This window comes from Methylocystis sp. (assembly GCF_050251305.1).
In the GTDB taxonomy this organism is placed as follows: Bacteria; Pseudomonadota; Alphaproteobacteria; order Rhizobiales; family Beijerinckiaceae; genus Methylocystis.
In genome coordinates this window covers 1-23,357 of the sequence record NZ_JBFWNB010000038.1, presented here as the reverse complement: position 1 = coordinate 23,357, position 23,357 = coordinate 1, and the positions used below count along the sequence as shown (strand labels likewise).

Below are 23,357 nucleotides of genomic sequence, written 5' to 3'. Positions count from 1 at the left end.
CTAAGAGGCGAGCGTCAGATCGGCGATGACGGCGGCCAGGAAGCGCCCGGCTTCTCCGCCCGTCACCACGCGATGATCGAAGGTGAGACTGAGCGGCGCGATGCGATGCACCGCCGGCGCGCCATCGACGGCGATAACCTCGTCGCGGATCCGGCCGGCGCCGAGGATCGCCACCGTCGGCGGCAGCACGATCGGCGCGGCGTAGCGCCCGGCGATCATGCCGAAATTGGACAGCGTGATGGTTGCGCCGCGCAGCTCCTCCGGCGGGATGCGGCGCGCCGCCGCGTCCTGCCGCATACGGTCCAGCCCCTTGCGCAAATCCTGCGCGTCGCGATTGCCGACGTCCCGCAGGACAGGAACAAAGAGCCCCTCCTCCGACAGGTCGACGGCGACGCCGAGGTCGATCTTCTTCATCACCCGCCGCGCGAAGGCGTGAGGCTCGAACCAGGCGTTGAGCGCCGGCTCCGCCCTGCACGCGCGCACAAGCGCGCGGATCAGCCGGATGGTCGTATCGGTTTTGGGAGCCCAGGCGTTGATGTCGGCGTCGTCGACGATCGTCGCCGCCGCCACCTCGGCCTGCGCCTGCGCCATATTGTGCGCCATGGCGCGCCTTACGCCGCGCAGCGGCTCGGCCGCTTCCGTCTCGCTGAGGATGCGCGCGACGCGTTCGATGTCCTGCGTCGTGATCAGGCCGTCGGCGCCTGAAGGCGTCACCATGCCGAGATCGACGTTGAGCTTGCGCGCCAGCGCCCTTACCGCGGGCGTGGCTTTCACCGCGCCGCCGACGTGACCGACCGAGATCGGCTGGTCGCGAACAACCGCGGAGCCATGCTCGACGGCGCCGACCACCGATCCCGTGTCTTCTCCGGCGCCCTCGAACCCCACCAAGGGCGCGCCGATACGGATGACGTCTCCGGCGGCGCCGAACAGCCGCTCGACGCGGCCGGTCTGAGGCGACGGGATTTCGACGACGGCCTTGGCGGTCTCGACCGCCACGAGCGGCTGGTCGACTTTCACCTCCTCGCCGGCGGCCACGCGCCATTCCACGAGTTCGGCCTCCTGCAACCCCTCTCCGAGATCGGGAAGACGAAAGATGTTCATGACGCCTCCATCACTTGCCGGACGCCGTCGATGATGCGGTCGACGCTCGGGATATATTGTTTCTCCAGTTTTGCGAGCGGCACGACGACGTCATAGCCGGTGACCCGCTTGATGGGAGCCAGCAGCGAATACAGCGCGCGCTCGGCGACTTCCGCGGCGATCTCGGCGCCAAACCCCGCCGTGCGCGGCGCTTCATGCACGATGACGCAGCGTCCGGTCTTTTCGACCGAGCGCAGAATCGTTTCGACGTCGAGAGGCTTCAGAGTCGCGACGTCGATCACTTCGATCGTTACGCCTTCCAGCTCCAACTTTTCAGCGGCCGCGAGCGCCTCCGGCGCCATGGCGCCCCAGGTGACGACCGTCGCGTCGACGCCTTCCCGCAGCACGAAACAGGCGTCGAGCGGCAGTTCCGCGCCGTCGTCCTCAACCTCTTCGCGAAACAGGCGATAGAGCCGCGTCGGCTCGAGGAAGATGACCGGGTCGGGATCGCGCACCGACGCGAGAAGCAGCCCATAGGCGCGGGCCGGGGAAGACGGCGCGACGACGCGAAGCCCCGGCATGTGGGCGAACATCGCCTCGGGACTTTCCGAGTGATGCTCGGGCGCGTGGATGCCGGCGCCGCAAGGCGAGCGCAGCACCATCGGACAGGTCAGCCGTCCCCGCGTGCGATTGCGCAGGCGAGACGCGTGATTGATGATTTGATCGATAGTCGGATAGATGAAGCCGGAAAACTGGATTTCAGCGACCGGCTTCAAGCCCATCGCCGCCATGCCGACCGCGACGCCCGCGATGCCGCCTTCGGCCAGGGGCGTGTCGACGACGCGCTCGCGGCCGAAGCGCGCCTGCAGGCCGTTGGTGGCGCGGAACACGCCGCCGTTGACGCCGATGTCCTCGCCGAGCAGGAGAACGTCCTTGTCTTCGCTCATCGCCCGCGCGAGCGCGAGATTGATCGCTTCGACAAGCGTAATTTCAGCCATGGCCGTTCCCCCGGGGTTGAGCGAAACGGCGCGCCTCTTCGCGTTGCCATTGCATCGACTCGGGGAGCTTGGCGTAAAGATGCTCGAACATCGCGTCCGGGCTCAGCGGCGAGGCGTTCAGATAGGCCGCGACTTCCCTGTCGACCTCTTCCGCACATTCCTTGTGAAGCGCCGCCTCCTGCTCTTTCGACCATGCGCCTTCGCTGACGAGATAGGTGCGGAGCCGAGCAATGGGCTCGCGCGTCCATTGCTCCCGCACGATTTCCGGATCACGATAGCGCGACGCGTCGTCGGCGGTGGTATGGTCGCCGAGACGGTAGGTCAGCGCTTCGATCAGCGTCGGTCCGCCGCCCGATCTCGCTTTTTCGATCGCCCGGCGCACGACTTCATAGACCGCAATGACGTCATTGCCGTCAACCTGACGGCCTTCGACGCCGGCGGCGACGCCTTTCTGCGCGAGCGTCTCCGCCGCGCTTTCGAGTTCGCGCGGCGTCGAGATCGCCCAGCCGTTATTGTTGATGATGATGACGACCGGCGTTTTCCAAACGCCCGCCATGTTCAAAGCTTCGTAGAACGCGCCATTCGAGGTGCCGCCGTCGCCAATGAAGGTGACGACGACGCGCGCCTCCTTTTTGATCATCAACGCATAGGCCGCGCCGACCGCCTGAGGAACCTGAGTGGCGACCGGGACGCAATTGGGAAAGTCGCCGCGCGCATGCTTGAAATCGCTGCCGCGCTCATCGCCGCCCCAGTAGAGCAGACATTCCGACATCGACATGCCGCGATAGAATTGCGCGGCATGGTCTCGATAGGACGGCGTCAGAACGTCGCGTTCTTCCATCGCCGCCGCCGCGCCAACGCCGATCGCCTCCTGTCCGAGCGCCGAAGCGAATGTGCCGAGTTGACCCGTGCGCTGAAGGCTGATCGCTTTGTTGTCGAAAATCCTGGTTCGCGTCATCGCGCGGTAGAATTGGGTCAGCCGCTCAATGTCCTTCGCCGATGTGCTGGCCGCCTTGCTCATCTCCCCGCTCAGCGACAACAGCTGGACGAAATCCACATGGAGATCGAAACCCATTTCGATGCTTCCCATCGCCCCGCTCCTGATGAGCGAAGTAGCGCGGCGCTGCGGGACGTCACGGCTCCGCGACAACTTTTTTGACATGTGGGGGGCGCTGCAGCGCAAGAAAAGGGGTTTCGCGTCCGGACTTGACTGTATCGTCGGTCGTCCAATTTACCGATCATGCCCGCCAAATCGGACGTTGATCCCTTCTCATTTCGAGACGAATTCGGTCCCGCGAAGATCGTTCACATCTGGTCGCCTTCGGTCGAACTGCGCGCCGTCGTCGTCATCGACAATGTCGCGGCAGGTCCCGCCATCGGCGGCGCGCGCATGGCGCCCGACGTCAGCCTCACGGAGTGTGTCCGACTCGCCCGGGCGATGACATTGAAGAACGCCGCCTGCGGACTGCCGCATGGCGGCGCGAAATCGGTGATCTTCGGCGATCCCGACATGGCGCCGACCGACAAGGAACGGCTGATTCGCGTGTTCGCCAAATCGATCGAGCAGCTCGTCGACTATATTCCGGGACCCGACATGGGCACCGACGAGACGGCGATGGCCTGGGTCCATGACGAAATCGGCCGCGCCGTCGGCCTTCCGGCCGAGATCGGCGGGATTCCTCTCGACGAAATTGGCGCCACCGGTTTCGGCGTCATGATCGCCGCCAGCGCGGCGGCGCCTTTCGCCGATCTTTCGCTCAGCGGCGCGCGCATCGTCGTGCAGGGGTTCGGCGCCGTTGGCATACATGCGGCGCGGTTTCTCGCCGGGAAAGGCGCGCGCATGGTCGGCGTCTCCGACAGTCGCGGCGCGGTGGCGGATGGGGATGGCCTCGATATCGAGGCGCTCGCCGCGTTGAAGCGTGATGGCAAAAGCGTGCGCGATCTTAAGGGCGCGCGCGCCATCGATCCTGAGGCGCTTATCGCCCTGCCCTGCGACATCTTCATTCCGGCGGCGCGTCCTGACGTGCTGCGCGCTGACAATGTCGGGACGCTCAATTGCAAATTGGTGGTGCAGGGCGCGAATATTCCGGCCACCGCCGCGGCGGAACGCCTGATGTTCGAACGCGGAATCGTCAGCGTGCCCGATTTCATCGCCAACGCCGGCGGCGTGATCTGCGCGAGCATCGAATATGCCGGCGGCGGCGAGCGAGCGGCCTTCGCGGCGATAGAGGAAAAAATCGGTCGCAATACGCGGCTCACGCTGGAGCGATCGCGCGCGCTGAACATGTCCGCTGTCGACGCCGCGATGAACCTATCAACCGACCGGCTGCGCAAGATCATGCAACTGAGGCGCTGGCGCTAGACCCGCTCGATCGCGATCGCGGTCGCCTCGCCGCCGCCGATGCAGAGCGTCGCGACGCCCCTTTTCAAATCCTGCGCCTCCATTGCGGCAAGAAGCGTGACGATGATCCGCGCGCCCGACGCGCCGATCGGATGGCCGAGCGCGCAGGCGCCGCCGCGGATATTGACCTTGTCATGCGGCAAATCGAGTTCGCGCATGGCCGCCATGACGACGACGGCGAACGCTTCATTGATCTCGAACAGATCCACGTCGCCTGTCGTCCAACCGACTTTCGTCAGGAGCTTCCGGATCGCTTCGACCGGCATGACGGAAAACCGGCTCGGCGCGCCCGCGACAGTGACGTAGCCGCGGATGATCGCCAGCGGCCTTGCGCCGTCGCGCTCGGCCTCGTCGGCGCGCATGAGAGCGAGCGCCGCCGCGCCATCCGAGATGGCGCTGGCGTTGGCCGCGGTGATCGTTCCGTCTTCCCTGAACGCCGGCTTGAGGCGCGAAATATCCTCCGCCTTGGCTTTTTGGGGAAGTTCGTCGGCGGCGATGGTTCGCGCATTGGCGCCTTTGCCGAGCGTTATCGCCGCGATCTCCTGAGCAAAGGACTGGTCGCGCATGGCGCGTTGCGCGCGCGCCAGCGAAGTCGCCGCATAGCGATCCTGCATCTCGCGCGTGAATTGATATTCGGTCGCGCAATCCTCAGCGAAAGAGCCCATCAGCCGGCCCTTTTCATACGCGTCCTCGAGCCCGTCGAGAAACATGTGGTCGAGCGCCTTGCGATGCCCCATCCGATATCCCGTTCGGGCGCGGTCGAGCAGATAAGGCGCATTGCTCATGCTCTCCATGCCGCCCGCGACCACGACGCGCGCGCCCGCCGCCGCGAGCTGGTCGCTCGCGAGCATCACCGCCTTCATTCCGGAGCCGCACATTTTGTTGACGGTGGCCGCTCCCGTCGCCTCCGGCAAGCCGGCGCCGAGCGCCGCCTGCCGCGCCGGCGCCTGACCGAGGCCCGCGGACAGGACACAACCCATGACGACTTCATCGACGTCGTTCGGCGCAAGCCCGGCGCGGTTCACGGCGGCCTCAATGGCGCGCGCGCCAAGCTGCGGCGCGGCGATGTCTTTCAACTCGCCAAGAAATCCGCCGATCGGCGTGCGCGCGGCGCCGACGATGGCGACCGGTGCGGTAGCGCTCATGACACCTCCTCGTCGGCCGATTGTTAGTTTCCCCAACGGGAATATGGCGAGGAATCCCAGCTTTTAAATATCGGACGCGGCGCGTCATCGCCGGCGAGAATGCTTTGGACGCTTTCGTCGCTCACCGCGTCGAGCCTGTCCGGCGACCATTTCGGGCGCCGATCCTTGTCGATGATCGCGGCGCGAACGCCTTCATAGAGATCATGCGTGTCCAGCATGCGGCACGCCGCCCTGAATTCATTCGTGAGACAGGTCTCGAGATCGGGAGCGGCCGCGGCGCGCAGCAGCAAGGCGCGCGTAACCTTCAGAGCCGTCGGCGACTTGGCGCCGATTTCCTTGGCGGCGAGCGTGGAGAATTCTGATCCTTCGCGCTCGAAAGCCGCAAGGATATCCTCGACCTTCTCATGCGCGGTCGTTTCCGACAGCAATCGCCTGTGCAGCGCGAGCCGGCCGCTGCCTGGCGGACGCGCGAAACGCCGCAACCCCGCATCGACATCTTCGGCGGTTGCGATCGTCGCGAGACTGCCGATGAGCGGCTTAACGTCCTCCGCGTGAATCAGAACATCCGCAAGGCCGGCCTCTATCGCGTCGGCGGCGGCCGCCGACGTCGCGGAAAGCGCCAGATAGGCGCCGATCTCGCGCGCGCGCGACAGAAGCCAGGTCGCGCCGACATCAGGAAAAAATCCGATGCCGACTTCGGGCATGGCGATGCGGCTTCGCTCCGTGACGATCCTGCGGTTGCCATGCGCGGAAATCCCCACGCCGCCGCCCATGACGATGCCATCCATGATGACGACATAGGGTTTGGGAAAGGAGGCGATGCGCGCGTTGAGCTCATATTCCTCCCGCCAGAAGTCCGCGAAACGCCGCTTCTGCGACGCTTCCAGCTCATACAGTATCCTCACGTCGCCGCCGGCGCAGAGACCACGGTCGCCGGCGCCGGTCACGAGCACGGCGCAAATGCTCTCGTCGCTCCCGAATGCGTCGAGCGCGCGGCGAAACTCCCGCACCATCGTCAGCGTCAGCGTGTTGAGCGCCTGTGGCCTGTTGAGGATGACGCGCCCGAGACGTCCTTCCCGCGAAGCGATGAGATCCATCGGACTACGTCAACAGCGCGCGCGCAATGATGACGCGCATAATTTCATTGGTTCCTTCGAGAATTTGATGAACGCGCAGGTCGCGAACGATCTTTTCGACTCCATACTCGCTCAGATATCCATAGCCGCCGTGCAACTGCAGCGCCTCATTGGCGACAGAGAATCCGGCGTCGGTCACGACGCGCTTCGCCATCGCGCACAGCGTCGTCGCGCCGGGCGCCTTGGCGTCAAGCGCCGCCGCGGCGCGCCAAAGGAACGTGCGGGAGACTTCAAGCTGCGTGGCCATGTCCGCCAGGCGGAACTGCAGCGCCTGGAATTCGTCGAGCGCGCGTCCGAACGCCTTCCGGCTATTCATGTAGCGCAGCGCATGATCGAAGGCCGACTGACCGCCGCCGAGCGAACAGGCGGCGACATTCAGGCGACCGCCGTCGAGCGCCGTCATGGCGATCTTGAATCCATCGCCCTCGCGTCCAATAAGATTTTCCGCCGGCACATGGCAGTCATCGAAGATGACGGCCCGCGTCGGCTGCGCGTTCCATCCCATCTTTCGCTCGAGCGCGCCGAAACTCAAACCCGGCGCGCCGCCCTCGACGACGAACGCCGATATGCCCTGCGGCCCCGCTTCGCCCGTGCGCGCCATGACGATATAGAGATGGTCGGCGCCGCCTGCGCCGGCGCCCGAGATGAACTGCTTTGCACCATTCAGCACGTAATCGTCGCCGCTACGCCTTGCCTGCGTGCGCAGCGCTGCGGCGTCTGAGCCGCTGCCGGGCTCCGTCAGGCAGTAGCTCGATAAGACGTCCATCGTCGTCAGCTTCGGCAGCCATCGATCGATCTGGCGCTCGCTTCCAAATCGGTCGATCAGCGCCGCGCACATGTTGTGAATCGAAAGATAGGCGGCGATCGTCGGACAGCCAATCGCAAGCGCCTCGAAGATCAGCACGCCGTCAAACCGCGTCAGTCCCGCGCCGCCGGAAGCTTCCCGCACGTTGATCGCGGCCATGCCCAGCTGCGCGGCGTCGCGCAGCGTTTCCACGGGAAAGACATGCTCGCGGTCCCAGTCCAGCGCAAAGGGCGCCAGGCGATCGCGGCCAAAGTCCCGCGCCATCTCACGAATGGCTTCCTGTTCAGCGCTCAATTCAGAATAGGACGACATGCCATAATTCACCGCGATTGCTGTCGTTAATGTGTCGCGGCGAAGCTCTTTGGCAAGTCAGCGCCGCAGCGGCGCATCGCAGCCGCCGCGCCTCGCGGCATGGGCCAGCGCCACTCGGCTCGCCGGCGCGCGATTGAGCTGTCGGCAGACGAAAGCCCCGGCCTCCAAGAGACGGTCGAGCGACACGCCGGTTTCGACATCCATTCGGTCAAGCATATAGACGACGTCCTCGGTGGCGACATTCCCGGCGGCGCCCGGCGCAAAAGGACATCCGCCAAGCCCGGCGACCGAACTGTCGACAGTCGAAACGCCCACTTCGAGACAAGCGAAGATATTTGCGAGCGCCTGTCCATAGGTGTCATGAAAGTGCGCGGCGAGTTTCTCGAGCGGAACGACGCGCGCCACGCGTTCGACCATGCGCCGCGCGGGGAGCGGCGCGCCGACGCCAATGGTGTCGCCCAGCGAAACCTCAAAGCAACCCATCTCGAGGAGCGCGCCGGCGACCGACGCGACCCGGCCGCTGTCGACGTCGCCTTCGTACGGACAGCCCAGAACGCAGGAGACATAGCCGCGCGTTATGACGCCGTGACGCCGCGCCTCTGCGACGACCTCGGCGTATCGCGTCAAACTTTCCTCGATCGAGCAGTTGATGTTGCGTTTCGAGAACGTCTCGGACGCGGCGGCGAATACGGCGATCTCCTTGGCTCCAGCGGCGAGAGCGGCGGAGACTCCGCGCAGATTGGGAACCAGCGCGCTCAGCCGCAGATTCGGATTTGACGCCAGCGCAAGAACCTCATCCGTATGCGCCATCTGCGGCACGACCGCAGACGAGACGAAACTGCCGGCTTCGATGCGCGTCAGGCCGGCGGCCGCGAGGCGGTCGATGAGTTCGGCGCGAATCTGCGGCGACAGCGTCCGCTGCTCGTTCTGCAGGCCGTCGCGCGGCCCGACCTCGACAATGCTGACGCGTTGCGGAACGCTCATGCGGTGTCCGTTCGCACGATGTTGACAAGTTCAACGCCTTCCTTCGCCATGTCGCCCGCCGCGCAGGCGACGCTCTTGACGACGCCGTCATGCGGCGCGGCCATGGCGATCTCCATTTTCATCGCCTCCAGCACCAGAAGGGCGTCGCCTTTGCGCACGGCGTCTCCCGGCGCGACGCAGACGCGCGTGATCGTTCCAGGCATTGGAGCCAGCACGCTCTCATTCGTTGGTCCTTCGCCCTGCGATGACGTTCCCGCGCGCGCCCAATGGAGGACATAGTTTTTGCCGCCCAGTATGACGACCACGCCGTCATCGAGAGTGACGATCGAGGCCTCATATTTGATCCCGTCCACAAGCAATTGGCGATCGCCGACTCGTTGAACGTCGACCGACATCGCGGAGTCGCCGATGTTCAGCGAAAAGCCGCCGTCCTGCGGCCGCAGGATTTCCGCCGCCAGCATGCGACCCGCCTGCGTCACCTCAAATTCGCAGCCTGCACGGTCATACAGACGCCAGGCGTCCGTTGCGGCCCAGGGCGACCATTCGTCGCCAACGGCTTTGCTCGCCTCGAGCGCCATGCGGTGGGCATCGGCCAGGACGACTACGCTTGCCGCCGCAAGCAGCACGCGATCCAAATCGGCGCAGGGAGGCGCGTCGCGCGTCAACATGTCGATATTGCCCGCGACGAATTCGGTGTCGTAATCGCCCCGCGCCATCCGGTCGCTCTTTGAAATCGCGCGCAGCAGGTCGAGATTTGTGGCGACGCCGACGATCTCGACGTCATCCAGCGCCGCCTGCAGCCGACGCAGCGCCTGCTCGCGGCTTTCGCCGGACACGATCAGTTTCGCCAGGAGCGAGTCGTAATAGGGCGTCACGCTATCGCCGACGCGAACGCCTGAGTCGACGCGCAAGAAAGGCGTTTCCTGCGGCGCACGAAAGTGGACGATCTTTCCGACCGACGGCATGAAGCCGCGCCCGGGATCTTCCGCGCAAATCCGCGCCTCGATCGCGCAACCGCGCATCTTCAGATCATTCTGCGTCAAAGGCAGCGGCGAGCCACAGGCGACGCGCAACTGCCATTCGACGAGATCCTGATTCGAAACCATCTCCGTGACGGGATGTTCGACCTGCAGCCTTGTGTTCATCTCAAGGAAATAGAAATGATCGTCGCCGACCAGAAATTCGATCGTGCCCGCGCCGACATATTCCGCCGCCCGCGCGGCGCGCACCGCCGCATCGCTCATCTGCTCGCGCAACGGCGACGCCAGCCCGGGCGCCGGCGTTTCTTCAATGATCTTTTGGTGGCGGCGCTGAAGGGAACAGTCGCGCTCGAAAAAGGAAATGACGCCGCCGTGAGAGTCGGCAAAAATCTGAACTTCGACGTGCTTGTAGCCGGAGAAATATTTCTCGATGAAAAGGGCGTCGTCGCCAAAGGCGGCGCGCGCTTCGCGCCGGGCGCTTTCGATCGCCGACAACAGTTCTTCGGGCGCGCGCACGATGCGCATGCCTCTGCCGCCGCCGCCGGCCGACGCCTTCACGAGCAATGGAAAGCCGATCGCGCGCGCGGCTTCAACCAGTTCCGCGTCGTCGCCGCCAGACGAACCGGGCGCCACGGGCACCCCTGCTCCGACCATCGCCGCCTTGGCTTCGCTCTTTGAGCCAAGGAGCCGCATGGCGTGCGGCGGCGGACCAACGAAGATCAGTCCATTGGCCGCGCAGGCCTCGGCGAAGTCTGCGTTCTCCGAAAGAAATCCATAGCCTGGATGTATGGCGTCCGCCCCGGAGCGCCGTGCGACGTCAATGATCTTCTCGATCGACAGATAACTATCGCGCGCAGGCGCCGGCCCGAGCCGATAGGCTTCGTCGGCGCGTTCGACATGAAGCGCATGCGCGTCGGCGTCGGAATAGACGGCGACCGTCGCGACGCCAAGCTGTTTTGCTGTTCGCATGATCCGGCAAGCGATCTCGCCGCGGTTCGCGATGAGGAGCTTGCGCATCATCTCAATCGGCCGCCATCCAAGCTGCCGCCCGTTTTTCGAGGAAGGCGCGAAGCCCTTCCTGCGCCTCGGCGCTCGATCGCCGCGCGGCGAGTCGATGCGCCGCCTCCCGCAGGAGCTCCGCGTCGACGCCGTGGCCGTAGCATTCAGCGAAGAAGGCTTTTGCGTCCGCCTGCGCCCCCGGCGCGCCGCGCAGCAATTCAGCAACGATGGCCGCATGCGCCAGACCGATTTCGAGCTTCGGCGCGACGCGGTGCACGAGACCAACCCTCTGCGCCTCGGCGGCCGAAAATCGCTCGGCGGTCAAAGCGTATCTGCGGAGACGCCGTGGACCGATCGCGCGAAGGAGAAAGGGCGCGACGATCGCCGGAAGCAGACCGAGCCGCACCTCGCTGAGCGCGAACGACGAGTCCTCGGCGGCGATGACGATATCGCAGCATGCCAGAAGGCCGACGCCGCCGCCGACGACCACGCCCTTCGCCAAGGCGATCGTCGGTTTCGAAACCGTGTCGAGAGCGTGGAGCATCCGCGCCAGCGCCAAAGCGTCCTGCTCATTTGCGCCCCTCGAATGCTGCGCGGCCTCGAGCATCGAACCGATATCGCCGCCGGCGCAAAAATAGTCTCCGGCGCCCTCGATCGTGATGAGGCGAACGTCGGCGCGCGCATCCAAAGCTTCAAGCGCTTCCTTCAAAAGGCCAATGAGTTCCGCGTCGAGCGCATTGCGCTTGTCCGGACGGTTCAGCGTCAAGGTCGCGACGCCCTTCGCGTCGATCGATTGCAGCAGCACCATCATAAAAGATCGCTCACATTCGAAAGAGGCCGAAGCGCGTTTCTTCAATCGGCGCCCTCAACGCGAAAGATAGCGCCAAAGCGACAATTCGTCTCGTATCGAGCGGATCGATGACGCCGTCGTCCCAAAGTCGCGCGCTGGAATAGAGCGGCAGGCTTTGGCGCTCATATTGTTCACGAATGGGCCGCCCGAATTCTTCTTCCTCGGCCTCCGAAAAGGACTGCCGCTGCTTCTCCATGGCTTCACGTTTGACGCGCGTCAGCACGCTTGCGGCCTGCTCGCCGCCCATGACGCCGATGCGCGCGCCAGGCCACATCCACAGGAAACGCGGCCCGTAGGCTCTTCCGCACATCGCGTAATTTCCGGCGCCGAAACTGCCGCCCACGATGATCGAGAGCTTCGGCACCGCGGCGGTCGCGACCGCCGTCACCATCTTCGCGCCTTCCTTGGCGACTCCTGCGCTTTCATATTTCGCGCCGACAATGAAGCCGGTCGTATTGTGCAAGAACAGAAGCGGCGTCTTGCGTCGCGCGCAAAGCTCGATGAAATGCGCGCCCTTCTGCGCGCTCTCGGGGAACAGCACGCCATTGTTGGCGACGATTCCGACGGGATAGCCATGGATGTGAGCGAACCCCGTGACGAGCGTCACGCCGTAGAGCTCTCGGAATTCATCGAATTCGCTTGCGTCCACGAGACGTGCGATCACCTCCCTGATGTCGAATTGCTTTCGCGAATCCTGCGGCAGGATTCCGTAGATCTCGGTGGGATCGTAAAAAGGCTCAGCGGGCCGTTTCACCGGAACCGCGATTTCAGGCGCAGGTCCGAGATTGCCGACAATGTTCCGCGCGATCTGCAAGGCGTGCGCGTCATTCTCGGCGCAGTGGTCGGCCACGCCGGATCGGCGACAGTGCACCTCGGCGCCGCCGAGCTCCTCCGCGCTCACGACCTCGCCGGTCGCGGCTTTGACGAGAGGCGGCCCGGCCAGAAATATCGCGCCTTCATTGCGGACGATGATCGTTTCGTCGCACATCGCCGGCACATAGGCGCCGCCGGCGGTGCATGACCCCATCACTACGGCGATCTGCGCAATGCCCCCCGCCGACATGGTCGCCTGATTGTAGAAAATGCGGCCGAAATGATCGCGGTCGGGAAACACCTCCTCCTGACTCGTCAGATTGGCGCCGCCGGAATCGACAAGATAAAGACACGGCAGTTTGTTTTGCGCCGCGATTTCCTGCGCGCGAAGGTGCTTCTTCACGGTCAAAGGGAAATAGACGCCGCCTTTGACGGTCGCGTCATTGGCCACGATCATGCATTCGCGGCCGCGCACCCGTCCTACGCCTGCGACGACTCCGGCTGCCGCCACGCGCCCGTCGTACATCCCATGCGCGGCGAAGGGCGCGACTTCGAGAAAGGGCGAAAGAGGATCGATGAGCGCGTCGATGCGCTGCCGCGCCAGCATTTTTCCGCGCGCCAGATGCCGCTCGCGCGCGAGCTCGCCCCCGCCCATACGAAGATCGGCCGCAATCCGCTTCAGCTCGGCGACGCGATCGGCCGTACCATGAAAATTCTTCGCGTAATCGGCGTCTTTTGTATTAACCAGGCTATCCAGACGGGGCATGGTCTCGATCCAAAGTCAGGCAGTCTCCTGAAAGAGCTCGCGACCGATCAGCATGCGCCGAATCTCGCTCGTCCCAGCGCCAATCTCGTAGAGCTTAGCGTCGCGCAGGAGTCTGCCGGTCGGATAGTCATTCATATAGCCGTTGCCGCCGAGACACTGGATGGCCTCCAGCGCCATCCATGTCGCGCGTTCGGCGGCGAACAGGATCGCGCTTGCCGCATCCTTGCGCGCGACGCAGCCGCGATCGCAGGCCTTGGCCACCGCATAGACATATGCGCGCGTCGCCATGACCGCCGTATACATGTCGGCGAGCTTGCCTTGCATGAGCTCGAACTCGCCGATCGGCTGACCAAACTGCTTGCGTTCGTGAACGTAGGGCAAAACGACGTCCATGCAGGCCTGCATGATTCCGAGCGGTCCGCCGGCAAGCACCGCGCGCTCGTAATCCAGGCCGCTCATCAGAACATTGACGCCCCGCTCGGGGAGACCGAGCACGTTTTCTTCGGGAACCTCGCAGTTCTCAAACACGAGCTCGCATGTGTTGGAGCCGCGCATGCCGAGCTTGTCGAGCTTCGCGCTCGAGGAAAATCCGGGAAAGACGCGTTCGACGATGAAGGCGGTGATGCCATGCGGTCCGGCGACGGGATCCGTCTTGGCGTAGACGATCACCACATCGGCGTCGGGACCGTTCGTCACCCACATCTTGCTGCCGTTCAGACCGTAACGGTCGCCGCGCTTGACCGCGCGAAGCTTCATGTCGGTGACGTCGGACCCGGCTCCAGGCTCGGACATGGCGAGCGCCCCGACATGCCGCCCAGCGACGAGGTTCGGCAGATAGCGCCGCTTCTGTTCATCCGAGCCATTACGATGGATCTGATTGACGCAGAGATTGGAATGAGCGCCATAGGACAGGCCGACCGACGCCGAGGCGCGGCTGATCTCCTCCATCGCGAGCACATGCTCGAGATAGCCCATTCCCGCGCCGCCATATTGCTCCTGCACGGTCAGCCCGAGCGCGCCGAGCGCGCCGAGCTTGGGCCAAAGATCGGGAGGAAAGGCGTTTTGCGCATCGATCTGCTTCGCCAGCGGCGCGATCTCCGCCGTCGCGAAGGCTTCGGTCGCGCTGCGCACGCGATCGGCGACTTCTCCGAGATCGAAATCGAAAGTCGGCGTCCAATGGCGCATGCGCATCCTCCGAAGGCGCACGGTGATAGAGCCTATATTTCTCGAATCAGCGAAGTTTCAAGCTTCCGCTCCGGGACGATCAGCGGCTGGAATGCGCCTGCGTTAACGGACGCGGCCAGGATGCGCGTCGAGACCCTGCCGATCGACGAGAGGCGCCATCCGGCGAAAGTTCTCTTCGAACATTCCGATCAGCCTCGTCGCCATCCTGTCAAACTCTTCGGATGACGACCATGTCTGAACGGGATCAAGCATCATTGAGTCGACGCCGGGCGCGGACGCCGGCACGGACAGACCGAATGTTCGGTCCGTCCGAAAATCGCCTTGCGCAAGAGATCCGTCGAGAGCGCCTTGAAGCAAGGCGCGCGTCGCCGCGATCGGCATGCGGCGTCCGACCCCATAGGGTCCGCCGGACCAGCCGGTGTTCACCAGCCAGCAATCCGCTGCGCTCGAACAAATGAAGTCGCGCAGGAGGTTGGCGTATTCGGTCGGCCGCCGGGGCATGAAGGGCGCGCCGAAGCAGGCGGAAAACGTCGCCTGTGGTTCTTCGACGCCGCGCTCGGTGCCGGCGACCTTCGCCGTGTATCCCGAGAGGAAATGATACATCGCCTGCGCCGGCGTGAGTCGGGCGATGGGCGGCAGCACGCCGAAGGCGTCGCAGGTCAGCATCACGACGTTTCGGGGATGACCCGCCCGGCGGGTCGCCGAGGCGTTGGGAATGAAATCGAGCGGATAGGCGATCCGGGTGTTCTCGGTTCTGGAGTCGTCATCGAAGTCGAACCGGCCTGCATCAGGATCGTAAGACACATTCTCGAGAATCGCGCCGCGACGATGAGATGCGGCGAAGATGTCCGGCTCGGACTGTTGCGAGAGCCGGATCGCCTTGGCGTAACAGCCTCCTTCAAAGTTGAAGAGGCCGTTCTCGTCCCATCCGTGCTCGTCGTCGCCGATCAGGTTTCGCGCCGGATCGGCGGAAAGAGTCGTTTTGCCCGTTCCCGAGAGCCCAAAGAACACGGCCGAACCGCCTTCGCCGTCGTTGACGGCGCAATGCATCGGCAACACGCCCTTCGCAGGCAGAACATAGTTGAGATAGGTGAAGATCGCCTTCTTGATCTCCCCCGCATATTGGGTGCCGCCGATCAGCACGACGCCGCTCGAAAAATCAATCGCAATGACCGTGCTGGAGCGACAGCCGTGGCGCGAGGGATCAGCCCGGAAGGACGGCAGATCGAGAACCGTCAGTTGCGGCTGAAAGCCGGAAGGCGATACGCCTTCGGCGGGGGTGAACAGGTGCCGCGCAAAGAGCGAGTGCCACGCATATTCGGTGTGAACGCGAACATTGAGCCGATGCGTCGGCGCCGCGCACGCATAGAGATCCTGGGAAAAGAGATTCGCGCCGCGCGCATGCGCCATCATGTCGTGATGGAGCCGAACGAAATGCTCGGGCCGCATCGAAAGATTGTTGTCCCACCAGATCGTCGAATCGGTCAGCGAATCGCGAACGATGAACTTGTCGTTCGGCGAGCGGCCCGTATGAGCGCCGGTTTCAACGACAAGTCCGCCGGTCGAAGCCGCGACTCCTTCGCCGCGCCTTACCGCCTCGGGGTAAAGCGTCTCAGTCCCCCAATTCCGCCGAGCTTGTGTAGAGGGGTCTAAAGCGTCAATCGCCGCGTCTTCGACGTCGTCCGTCCGCCACATCGCCGTGTTCGCCATCGCCAAGATTTCCAAGCCGGTCCGCCGCCTGCGACGACCGCCAGCTAAGGGCAAGCAATTTCCGGAAGTAAGGCGCGCTCCCGCCGAAATCAAGGCGCAGCGGCGCTCTGGACGATCGGCCGGCGAAGGCGACGCGCGGTCCTACGCACAGATCGAACGGCAATACTCAGGCTTGGCGATTGGAACAACGATGGCGACAGGGGGTTAAGGCGAGACACGAAGCGATTTTCGAGAATGGAGGCAGGAATGGCGACGCGGGAAATGGAGCGTATCCGGCAGTCGGACCGTCCGGTCAGCGAAGCTGCCGCGATTTTAGGCGACAAGGCTCTGTCGGCGGCCGACCGCGTCGGGCAGCGCATCAACCAGACGATGGAACAGGCCGGATCGGCGATATCAACGGCGCAGGAGAAAGGCGCCGAAGTCGCGGACCGAACGGGGGACGTGATCGGCAATTTCCGGCAGGCGATCGAGAAGTCGGCGCGGACGCAGCCGACCACAACTGTGCTCATGGCGGTTGCGGCGGGTTTCCTTTTAGGCGCGATGTGGAAGGCGGGCGGAAACTATCCGCGGGACTAGCTCACGCGGCGGCGCGCGCGCCGGACGCGCGGGCCGCTCTTCGCGACCATTCAGCGTCGATCGTCTGTCCGCCGCTGGGGCAGAGCGCTTGGCCACGCGTCCGCCTTGAGCGGCGGCAGAGCGTCCAATTCTTTCTCGGTGATGTCGCTGCGCGCGTGATTTTCTCCGAATTCGATGCGCCTCGGATCGAGCGCGCGAAGCGTTTCAGCCATTCCGCCGAGTTCTTGTTGCGCGATCACCACATAGGCGAGGCTGCGTTGATCTCGTTGCAGCATGAGATCGACGACGGCGCCGAGCTTTTCGCCGCGAGCGTCGACGACGTCTGCGCCGATCGCCGCCGAGGCCGAAAATAGCGTTGGCGCGCTGCTGGCGCGGCTTTGGCGCACGGCCGTCATGCTTCCGTCTTCATGCGTGGCCTCTCGGCCCAACCACCGCCAGACGCCAATGAGATTCACGATTGTGAGGAAAAGATTGGTAAGCAACAGATTGCGCTGGTGGCCGTAATAGGCGGAAACGCTCCAGGCGACCGAGCCGACCGAAAAGACGGCGAATCCCCAGCCCGTGACGCGGGCGCCGGCGTTGGCCGCCGTCATCATGGCGGCGATCATTGTGGCGGCCGGCGCAATCCAGCCTAACGCCCATTCCCACATATTCGTTCACAGATGCGCGACGCCGCCTGCCGCCAGGCGGCCATTCAAACCTAAACGCGCCATTGGACGCGCTGTTCCGGCCGCCGGCGCGCCGCGTCGATGTCGGCTGGAGTTGGCGCGTAGCCCAAAAAAAAGCGCACGGCCGTTGCGGCCGCGCGCTTCCGTCCGGTCAGTGGACGCTTTTCTGGATCGCCTCCATCAGGAACGCCTTTGGCTTCTTCTTGCAATAGTGCAGGACTTTGTCGGTGTTACGCTTCACATTGCGTGAATCGATCACGGTCATGTTGTTCTTGGCGCTGAAATAGCCCCTCATCCAATTGGCGACGAAGTCCTGAGAGTCGGCGTCATATTCGCCGAACTGCTTGCAGGTGATTTCCGACATTTCAATCATGACCTGCGCATTGGCCGGAACGGCGAATGCGCTCGCGGCAAGCGCGCCAGCGACGATAAGTTTGCGAATCATGTGCTTCCCCCTTGTCATCATTTTTGGTCAAAGGCGCGTTGCAGACCGGCCATCACGGATTCATTCGGGTTGGAAGCGCACCAGTCCTTTACGCTGGCGGAGTTTTTCAGAAATTTGCTCAGGTCGATAAAGGTGCGGCCGCTTTTCTGCGCGAACCATCCGGCCATGAAGGCTGCGAAATCGGCCTGGTCGCCGGCCGGCATCGCCAGCATTTCGCCGCAGGTGATGCGCGTCATGTCAATTTTAACCTGAGCATTGGACAGCGAAGGCGCGATTGCGCCCGCCGCGACGAGCGCGAATATCAGCTTTCTCATCAGATTCCTCCGAAACCATTTGTGGAGGGCCGCGTCATCGATCATGGCGCGGCTCTCGCCGGCCGGACGTCCCGGCACGCTGGCGCTCTTAGTGTTTGGAAAGCCCCGCCATCGTCTTGGAAACCCAGCCCGCTCGTGAACTAGACATTAAACATAGAGAAAGTCCAATCGGACGTTTGGCCCCCAACGCGCACGCCGGGCGCCTTCCCTTAACTGTCAGGACACCCCGCCTGCCGGCGGCGAGACGACGAACTCACACATGAAGTCAAACTGTTGCAAAACGTCGTCGACAAAAGGCGCCGGACGACGCAGCGGGCGTCGCTCCTGAAGCCCAGGCGATTGGCCAGGCGCCCCCCCCCCGAGCCGCCTATCATTTGCGGCGCAGCAGCGAATTGATTATCCCGAGCCCGGGAAATATAGTTAATTTCCGTCGAGGAGCTGAGCGCCGAACAAGTCGGGCCAAGCAAACCTAGCGTTCCGGTCATCAATGGCGAAACAGAAACTTCCGCCTCTCGCATTCGGCGAGGTCGGCGCGGCGCATGCCATCAGCCCGAAAGACGCCACGGAACAGTCGGTCGCGACGCTGTCTTCGCTAAAGAGATATGAAGCAAAGTCGGCTGACTTCAAAAGCAAAATCGCAAATTTGACTATAAACGGACTCGCGCTCCACGCGAATTCTTCGGGTCCCGTCAAATGTGAGATGACGCCCACAGACGGCCTTTTCTTTATAATGACGCTTCACGGGGTCTGTAATACGGAAATCGAAGGAAAAAAATATCACGTCACGCCCAATCAGAAGGCTCTGCTGCTTTATGAGCGCGGCGTTCGCTACGGCGAGTCGGACACGCGGTCGGTCTTTGTGGCGCGGCTCGATTCGGCGCGGCTGAACGAGACGGCCCGTGCGATGTCTGGCGAGAATGGGTTGCGCGCGCCCCGATTGGACGATGCGCCGGCTCGTTCAATCGACTCCAGGATCGGCGGCATAAATCTCGCCACGTCGCTGCGATCGGTCTTTGGCTTGATCGACTCGCATTTCGGCAATCCGGCCATTCTCGCAAATCTGGGCGTTGACGATCTATTCTATCGGCAGATCGCTTTGATGACCTGGCCAGGCGATTTCCTGGACGAGAACATGTCGCCGAGCGGCCGGTCGTCATCGGCTATAGAAGCGCTCTGCGAAGCGGTGAGAACCCGTCTGGAGCGCCCGCTCACAATGACGGAAATGGAGAAGATTTCGGGGTTGTCGGGGAGAGCGCTTCAATATGCGTTCAATCGGCGCTTCGGCTGCACGCCGATGGAGTGGCAACGGCGGGAACGACTGCATATCGCGCACAAATGGCTTGCCCGGGCTGACGGGCCGATCAACATCGCCGGCTTGTCGGCCCAACTGGGATTTTCGTCTCCCTCCCGATTTGCCCGGTACTATCGGCAGATGTTCGGCGTGCTGCCTTCGGAACGGCAGCGTTGACGCGCGCAGGTCATACGCGCCTTCCGTCCCATTGATGTGTCATTCATACAACAGGCGCAAGTTTTCATACTGAATTTCGGAATTCGTATCTAGGCTTTCGCAAGGCGTGTTGACGCTTTTGTCGTCGGCTCTTTACCTAGCCGGCATGACGCTTGTCCCATCAATACAAGCTTGGCGAGCAATGCGCGCGATCGTCTTCATGACGATCGCCTGCCTGCTTGCGCTCCAGACGGTCTCAAGCGTCGGCGGCGAAAAAATGGGCGACGCGGAAGCGGCTGTCTCGTTGGCGGACTGCAATAAGGAATCCGGAGAGCATCCGGGAAATCACAAGAATCACGCTTTGGATTGCTGCCTCGCGTGCAATCACAGCGCGGCAAGCAAATCCTTTTTTCCGTTTCTCGTCGCATTCGCGCGGGTCGTCGCGGATCTGTCTCCGCGCGTTGAAGAGTTCTTCGCCTATTTTCCGGCGGACGAGAATTCGCAGCCGCCCTGCGGTTGGGCGACCAGTTGGGCGTCACGCGCGCCGCCGACCCTCTCCTGAACGACCTGCGCGCTCGAAGGCGCGCGAACATCGTCAGCATGCGCAGCTCATCGCCGCGCCAGGAGAAAATCATGTTCCGCCCAACTCTCATGCGCGGCGTTTGCCTCGCGGCAATCGCCTTTAGTTCTTCGCACGCTCTCGCTCAGCAGGCGCTGCCCACCATCGATGTCGGCGGCGCGCGGGCGCGGTCAACGTCCGTTCCCAGCCGCGGCCCCTCGCCGTCCGCCGGCCATGCGAGCCAATCAGATCGCAGTCCGGGCGAAGCGGCGCAGGGAGCGATCGCTCCTCGCCAGTCGGTTTTCGATCGGCCGCCAGGCCAGGCCGTGACGACCTTCGACAGAAACTTTGTCAGATACATCGAGCAATCGCCGCAAGCGAACCTCGGAGACCTTCTTCGCTTCTCGCCAGGCGTCACGGTGACTCCCTTGGGGCAAGGCGGCGAATCGATCATTTCGATACGCGGCTCGGGGAACAACCCCAACGCTCGCGCCATCGGCCGTAACTTCCAGCTGCGCGACATCGTCGTCCTGTCGGACGGATTTCCGGTGACGATCGCTGACGGCTTTACCCGCACGGCCATTCTCGATCCCCACGCTTTCGCCGGCGTTGAGGTCTATCGCGGCGCGTCGTCGGCGCTTCTGGGCAATTATGCGCTGTTTGGCGGAATCGATTTCAAATCCTTCACCGGAGAACAACTCGACGGCCTCGAGATCGGCTCCGAAGGCGGCAGCTTCGGATATGTGAACAATTTCGTTCGAGGCGGAAAGCGCATCGTCGATCCGGCGTTCGGCGAGTTCGATGTTTCGATCTTTGGCTCTGACAACCGCAACAGCGGCTATGTCCAGCATCAGAACAGCGAAGCGCAGACACTCAATCTGCTCGCGAGATGGGCGCCGAACGCAGCGCAGCGCTTCACCCTGAAATATATGTTCAACAACACGTTCGGGGATCAGAACGGACCATTTTCGCTTCTGCAATATTTCACGAACCCCTATCAATATGGTTATGGCTGTCCCGTTGGAGCGCTGATCAGCAGTCCGTTCTGCGTGGCGCGCACAGCGCCGCGAAACGGCATTTGGGGCATCCCGAACCAGCCGCTGTCGAATCCCAACGCGGTGCGGCCGCAGAGCTATGAGTCGCTCGGCATTCACGGCCATACGCAGCAACATCTCGCCGGCGGCAGATACGAACATGACTTCGGTCAGGGAACGACGCTTCGGGTGCAGGGAACCTTCAATCTCCGTGAAATCCTCGCGGGCGCGCAGCCGCCGCCAACCGGCCCCTTCGGCGCTCCTGTCGACCTCCTGGGTTCGACCGGCAACTGGGACGCGCGCGTCGATCTGACCCATATTGGCGCGATCTACGGAATGCCGACGCTCAGCTATCTCGGCTTCATCTATAACGAGAGCAAGCAGTCCGACATGCAGTCGGCGCGCATCCCCTACTACTACAATGACGGCGCGCGAGGCGCTTGGGCCGGCCAAGTGGCGGCGCATAGCCGCAATTGGACTCTACGCGCGCGCCAGGAGATCAACTTCACAGACAGTCTCATCGGCGTCGTCGGCTTCAGCACGAACTGGAACAATGTTTGGGGCGATTACCGCGTCAACCGCTATACGACGGCGGGCGCTTGGCAGCCGCCGACCATATTTTCGATCTCCAACGCCTATTGGAACACCGCGCCTGAAGCCTCGCTCACCTGGCGATACAATCCGGAATGGCAATTCCGTACGCGCTATGCCGTTGGCTACAGCACGCCGCCGTTCGACAGTCTGACCAACACCCCCTCCGGCGCGGGCCCGAACAACGATCTCAAGGCTCAGACCAATATGAGCGCCGAAGTCGGCGCGCAATGGACCCCGAACGAAACCTTCACGGCCAACGTCGCCGTCTACAATGACTGGTACCGCAACGAGAATTATGCGCAGACTGGCCCCGCGCCGCTGCTTCAGAGCTATGTCACGAACATCCCCGCCTCGATCCACCGCGGCGTCGAGACTCAGCTCGACTGGCGGCCGTTCGAGGGGTGGCGCCTCTATGCCGCGCACACCTACGCCAGCAACTTCTTCACGAACTTCCAGGATTCTCTCACAGGCGGTTATGTCTACGATCGATCGGGAAAGCGCATTCCCAACGTGCCGGCGCACACGCTGACGCTGCGCGGCGGATATGACTTCCCTCGCGGCCGGCTCAAGGGGCTCGGCGCCTATATCGACTATGTGTTCAGATCGGCGAGCGCCCTCGACGCCTATAATATCATCTGGGCGCCGGGATATGGCGTCGTGAACTTCAACCTGCATTACAACAGCGACTGGGGTTACGGCTGGGCGAAAACCTTCAGCGCTTATGTGGAAGTGCGAAACATCTTCGACCGCACTTATATGGCGGCGTCGTACCCGATCCCTGACACAGTGACCAATGGCTTGATCACGCCGGCGCCCTTGCAGTGGGCTGCAGGCAATGTGTTTCCAGGTCAACCTCGCGCAATCGTCGCGGGAATGAAGATAAAATTCTGACAATCACCACAGGAGGACATCCGAATGAACAAACCAACCGCCGGCATCGCCGTCGCCCTGCTCCTGGGCGTCGCCTCGGCCTATGCGCAGGCGCCTGCCGAGGCGCCCGCGCAGAAGATGGACCATGAGAATATGGATCATGGCAAGATGGACCATGGCGACATGCATGGCGCCAAAGGCGGCCATCACATGGGCGGCCATCAGATGGGCGATGGCGGCTACCATCACCGGTTCGAAGACGCCGAGAAATGGGCGAAGCAGTTTGACAAGCCGGAACGCGACGCCTGGCAGAAGCCCGATCAGGCGATCGACGCGATGAAGCTCGCGCCCAATGCGACGGTCGCCGACATCGGCGCCGGCACGGGCTATTTCAGCACCCGCATCGCCAAGCGCGTTCCTCAGGGCAAGGTCTACGCGGCGGACATCGAAAAGGACATGGTGCGCTATCTCGGCGAGCGCGCCAAGCACGAGGGGCTTGCGAATATCGTCCCTGTTCAGGCGGCGCCTGACAACGCCAATCTGCCCGAGCCGGTCGACGTCATCCTGCTCGTCGACGCCTATCACCACGTCGGCAATCGCGGTGATTATTTCAAAAAGCTGCAGGAGTCGTTGAAGCCCGGAGGAAGGCTAGTGATCATCGACTTCCGCATGGAGAACGCCGATGG

The 23,357-nt window shown here is 63.3% G+C and carries 21 protein-coding genes; 6 read left to right on the top strand and 15 right to left on the bottom strand.

Annotated features, from left to right (window positions below; all coding sequences use genetic code 11):
* From AB7F41_RS12515 to pdhA, 3 genes are read right to left on the bottom strand one after another with little or no spacing between them, the layout of a single operon-like run.
* On the bottom strand, positions 1 to 1,101 hold the full coding sequence (locus AB7F41_RS12515; protein ID WP_428385454.1) for a dihydrolipoamide acetyltransferase family protein: 1,101 nt from the start codon (positions 1,099 to 1,101) through the stop codon (positions 1 to 3).
* A complete protein-coding gene (locus tag AB7F41_RS12510) occupies positions 1,098 to 2,078 on the bottom strand; it encodes an alpha-ketoacid dehydrogenase subunit beta (RefSeq protein ID WP_428385453.1) in 981 nt (326 codons plus the stop codon). Before AB7F41_RS12510 ends, AB7F41_RS12515 begins: the two co-directional genes overlap by 4 nt.
* A complete protein-coding gene (gene pdhA / locus AB7F41_RS12505; RefSeq protein ID WP_428385451.1) occupies positions 2,071 to 3,168 on the bottom strand; it encodes a pyruvate dehydrogenase (acetyl-transferring) E1 component subunit alpha in 1,098 nt (365 codons plus the stop codon). Before pdhA ends, AB7F41_RS12510 begins: the two co-directional genes overlap by 8 nt.
* A 150-nt stretch (positions 3,169 to 3,318) precedes the next feature.
* Here pdhA and AB7F41_RS12500 point away from each other — a divergent pair, with 150 nt between their 5' ends.
* Complete coding sequence (locus tag AB7F41_RS12500) at positions 3,319 to 4,440, top strand: Glu/Leu/Phe/Val family dehydrogenase (RefSeq protein WP_428385449.1); 1,122 nt, start codon at positions 3,319 to 3,321, stop codon at positions 4,438 to 4,440.
* On the opposite strand, the gene AB7F41_RS12495 is transcribed toward AB7F41_RS12500, so the two are convergent.
* The 9 genes from AB7F41_RS12495 to AB7F41_RS12455 form a co-directional block, all read right to left on the bottom strand.
* A complete protein-coding gene (locus tag AB7F41_RS12495; protein ID WP_428385447.1) occupies positions 4,437 to 5,624 on the bottom strand; it encodes an acetyl-CoA C-acyltransferase in 1,188 nt (395 codons plus the stop codon). The genes AB7F41_RS12500 and AB7F41_RS12495 overlap by 4 nt on opposite strands.
* A gap of 23 nt (positions 5,625 to 5,647) precedes the next feature.
* Complete coding sequence (locus AB7F41_RS12490; protein WP_428385445.1) at positions 5,648 to 6,721, bottom strand: 3-hydroxyisobutyryl-CoA hydrolase; 1,074 nt, start codon at positions 6,719 to 6,721, stop codon at positions 5,648 to 5,650.
* Positions 6,722 to 6,725: 4 nt separating this feature from the next.
* A complete protein-coding gene (locus AB7F41_RS12485) occupies positions 6,726 to 7,877 on the bottom strand; it encodes an acyl-CoA dehydrogenase family protein (RefSeq protein WP_428385443.1) in 1,152 nt (383 codons plus the stop codon).
* 57 nt (positions 7,878 to 7,934) lie between these two features.
* Positions 7,935 to 8,861: a hydroxymethylglutaryl-CoA lyase gene (locus AB7F41_RS12480; protein WP_428385441.1), complete on the bottom strand. Its 927-nt coding sequence runs from the start codon at positions 8,859 to 8,861 to the stop codon at positions 7,935 to 7,937.
* Positions 8,858 to 10,861, bottom strand: coding sequence for an acetyl/propionyl/methylcrotonyl-CoA carboxylase subunit alpha (locus AB7F41_RS12475; protein WP_428385439.1), 2,004 nt, complete (start codon positions 10,859 to 10,861; stop codon positions 8,858 to 8,860). The genes AB7F41_RS12480 and AB7F41_RS12475 overlap by 4 nt, the downstream gene beginning before the upstream one ends.
* 1 nt (position 10,862) lies before the next feature.
* Positions 10,863 to 11,651, bottom strand: a complete 789-nt coding sequence (locus AB7F41_RS12470) for an enoyl-CoA hydratase-related protein (protein WP_428385437.1) — start codon at positions 11,649 to 11,651, stop codon at positions 10,863 to 10,865.
* A gap of 10 nt (positions 11,652 to 11,661) precedes the next feature.
* Positions 11,662 to 13,269 (bottom strand): carboxyl transferase domain-containing protein, encoded by a 1,608-nt coding sequence (locus AB7F41_RS12465; RefSeq protein ID WP_428406598.1) that lies wholly within the window; start codon positions 13,267 to 13,269, stop codon positions 11,662 to 11,664.
* Positions 13,270 to 13,284: 15 nt separating this feature from the next.
* Entirely contained in the window at positions 13,285 to 14,454 is a 1,170-nt protein-coding gene (locus AB7F41_RS12460; protein ID WP_428385724.1) for an isovaleryl-CoA dehydrogenase, read from the bottom strand.
* A 102-nt stretch (positions 14,455 to 14,556) separates the two neighbouring features.
* Positions 14,557 to 16,149, bottom strand: a complete 1,593-nt coding sequence (locus AB7F41_RS12455; protein WP_428385746.1) for a phosphoenolpyruvate carboxykinase — start codon at positions 16,147 to 16,149, stop codon at positions 14,557 to 14,559.
* Between the two features lie 261 nt (positions 16,150 to 16,410).
* Here AB7F41_RS12455 and AB7F41_RS12450 point away from each other — a divergent pair, with 261 nt between their 5' ends.
* Positions 16,411 to 16,740 carry a hypothetical protein gene (locus tag AB7F41_RS12450; RefSeq protein WP_428385726.1) on the top strand — a complete coding sequence of 110 codons (330 nt, stop codon included), beginning with the start codon at positions 16,411 to 16,413 and terminating at the stop codon, positions 16,738 to 16,740.
* A 50-nt stretch (positions 16,741 to 16,790) separates the two neighbouring features.
* Here AB7F41_RS12450 and AB7F41_RS12445 read toward each other — a convergent pair whose 3' ends face one another.
* The 3 genes from AB7F41_RS12445 to AB7F41_RS12435 form a co-directional block, all read right to left on the bottom strand.
* Positions 16,791 to 17,336 carry a PRC-barrel domain-containing protein gene (locus AB7F41_RS12445; protein WP_428385728.1) on the bottom strand — a complete coding sequence of 182 codons (546 nt, stop codon included), beginning with the start codon at positions 17,334 to 17,336 and terminating at the stop codon, positions 16,791 to 16,793.
* A 223-nt stretch (positions 17,337 to 17,559) separates the two neighbouring features.
* Complete coding sequence (locus AB7F41_RS12440; RefSeq protein WP_428385729.1) at positions 17,560 to 17,853, bottom strand: HdeA/HdeB family chaperone; 294 nt, start codon at positions 17,851 to 17,853, stop codon at positions 17,560 to 17,562.
* 17 nt (positions 17,854 to 17,870) lie between these two features.
* Positions 17,871 to 18,212 carry an HdeA/HdeB family chaperone gene (locus tag AB7F41_RS12435; RefSeq protein WP_428385730.1) on the bottom strand — a complete coding sequence of 114 codons (342 nt, stop codon included), beginning with the start codon at positions 18,210 to 18,212 and terminating at the stop codon, positions 17,871 to 17,873.
* 685 nt (positions 18,213 to 18,897) lie between these two features.
* On the opposite strand from AB7F41_RS12435, the gene AB7F41_RS12430 reads away from it, so the two are divergent.
* From AB7F41_RS12430 to AB7F41_RS12415, 4 genes are all read left to right on the top strand, one after another.
* Positions 18,898 to 19,635: a helix-turn-helix domain-containing protein gene (locus AB7F41_RS12430; RefSeq protein WP_428385732.1), complete on the top strand. Its 738-nt coding sequence runs from the start codon at positions 18,898 to 18,900 to the stop codon at positions 19,633 to 19,635.
* Positions 19,636 to 19,816: 181 nt separating this feature from the next.
* Positions 19,817 to 20,176 carry a hypothetical protein gene (locus AB7F41_RS12425; protein ID WP_428385734.1) on the top strand — a complete coding sequence of 120 codons (360 nt, stop codon included), beginning with the start codon at positions 19,817 to 19,819 and terminating at the stop codon, positions 20,174 to 20,176.
* Positions 20,177 to 20,247: 71 nt separating this feature from the next.
* A complete protein-coding gene (locus AB7F41_RS12420) occupies positions 20,248 to 22,692 on the top strand; it encodes a TonB-dependent receptor domain-containing protein (RefSeq protein WP_428385736.1) in 2,445 nt (814 codons plus the stop codon).
* Between the two features lie 24 nt (positions 22,693 to 22,716).
* Positions 22,717 to 23,357 (top strand): class I SAM-dependent methyltransferase (locus tag AB7F41_RS12415; protein ID WP_428406597.1); only part of this gene is annotated, 641 nt, incomplete at its 3' end.

Coding starts and splice junctions, on each gene's coding strand:
- AB7F41_RS12515 (WP_428385454.1), bottom strand. CDS start 1,101: ATGAACATCTTTCGTCTTCCCGATCTCGGAGAGGGGTTGCAGGAGGCC.
- AB7F41_RS12510 (WP_428385453.1), bottom strand. CDS start 2,078: ATGGCTGAAATTACGCTTGTCGAAGCGATCAATCTCGCGCTCGCGCGG.
- pdhA (WP_428385451.1), bottom strand. CDS start 3,168: ATGGGAAGCATCGAAATGGGTTTCGATCTCCATGTGGATTTCGTCCAG.
- AB7F41_RS12500 (WP_428385449.1), top strand. CDS start 3,319: ATGCCCGCCAAATCGGACGTTGATCCCTTCTCATTTCGAGACGAATTC.
- AB7F41_RS12495 (WP_428385447.1), bottom strand. CDS start 5,624: ATGAGCGCTACCGCACCGGTCGCCATCGTCGGCGCCGCGCGCACGCCG.
- AB7F41_RS12490 (WP_428385445.1), bottom strand. CDS start 6,721: ATGGATCTCATCGCTTCGCGGGAAGGACGTCTCGGGCGCGTCATCCTC.
- AB7F41_RS12485 (WP_428385443.1), bottom strand. CDS start 7,877: ATGTCGTCCTATTCTGAATTGAGCGCTGAACAGGAAGCCATTCGTGAG.
- AB7F41_RS12480 (WP_428385441.1), bottom strand. CDS start 8,861: ATGAGCGTTCCGCAACGCGTCAGCATTGTCGAGGTCGGGCCGCGCGAC.
- AB7F41_RS12475 (WP_428385439.1), bottom strand. CDS start 10,861: ATGATGCGCAAGCTCCTCATCGCGAACCGCGGCGAGATCGCTTGCCGG.
- AB7F41_RS12470 (WP_428385437.1), bottom strand. CDS start 11,651: ATGATGGTGCTGCTGCAATCGATCGACGCGAAGGGCGTCGCGACCTTG.
- AB7F41_RS12465 (WP_428406598.1), bottom strand. CDS start 13,269: ATGCCCCGTCTGGATAGCCTGGTTAATACAAAAGACGCCGATTACGCG.
- AB7F41_RS12460 (WP_428385724.1), bottom strand. CDS start 14,454: ATGCGCCATTGGACGCCGACTTTCGATTTCGATCTCGGAGAAGTCGCC.
- AB7F41_RS12455 (WP_428385746.1), bottom strand. CDS start 16,149: ATGTGGCGGACGGACGACGTCGAAGACGCGGCGATTGACGCTTTAGAC.
- AB7F41_RS12450 (WP_428385726.1), top strand. CDS start 16,411: ATGGCGACGCGGGAAATGGAGCGTATCCGGCAGTCGGACCGTCCGGTC.
- AB7F41_RS12445 (WP_428385728.1), bottom strand. CDS start 17,336: ATGATGACGGCGGCCAACGCCGGCGCCCGCGTCACGGGCTGGGGATTC.
- AB7F41_RS12440 (WP_428385729.1), bottom strand. CDS start 17,853: ATGATTCGCAAACTTATCGTCGCTGGCGCGCTTGCCGCGAGCGCATTC.
- AB7F41_RS12435 (WP_428385730.1), bottom strand. CDS start 18,212: ATGATCGATGACGCGGCCCTCCACAAATGGTTTCGGAGGAATCTGATG.
- AB7F41_RS12430 (WP_428385732.1), top strand. CDS start 18,898: ATGACGCTTCACGGGGTCTGTAATACGGAAATCGAAGGAAAAAAATAT.
- AB7F41_RS12425 (WP_428385734.1), top strand. CDS start 19,817: ATGCGCGCGATCGTCTTCATGACGATCGCCTGCCTGCTTGCGCTCCAG.
- AB7F41_RS12420 (WP_428385736.1), top strand. CDS start 20,248: ATGTTCCGCCCAACTCTCATGCGCGGCGTTTGCCTCGCGGCAATCGCC.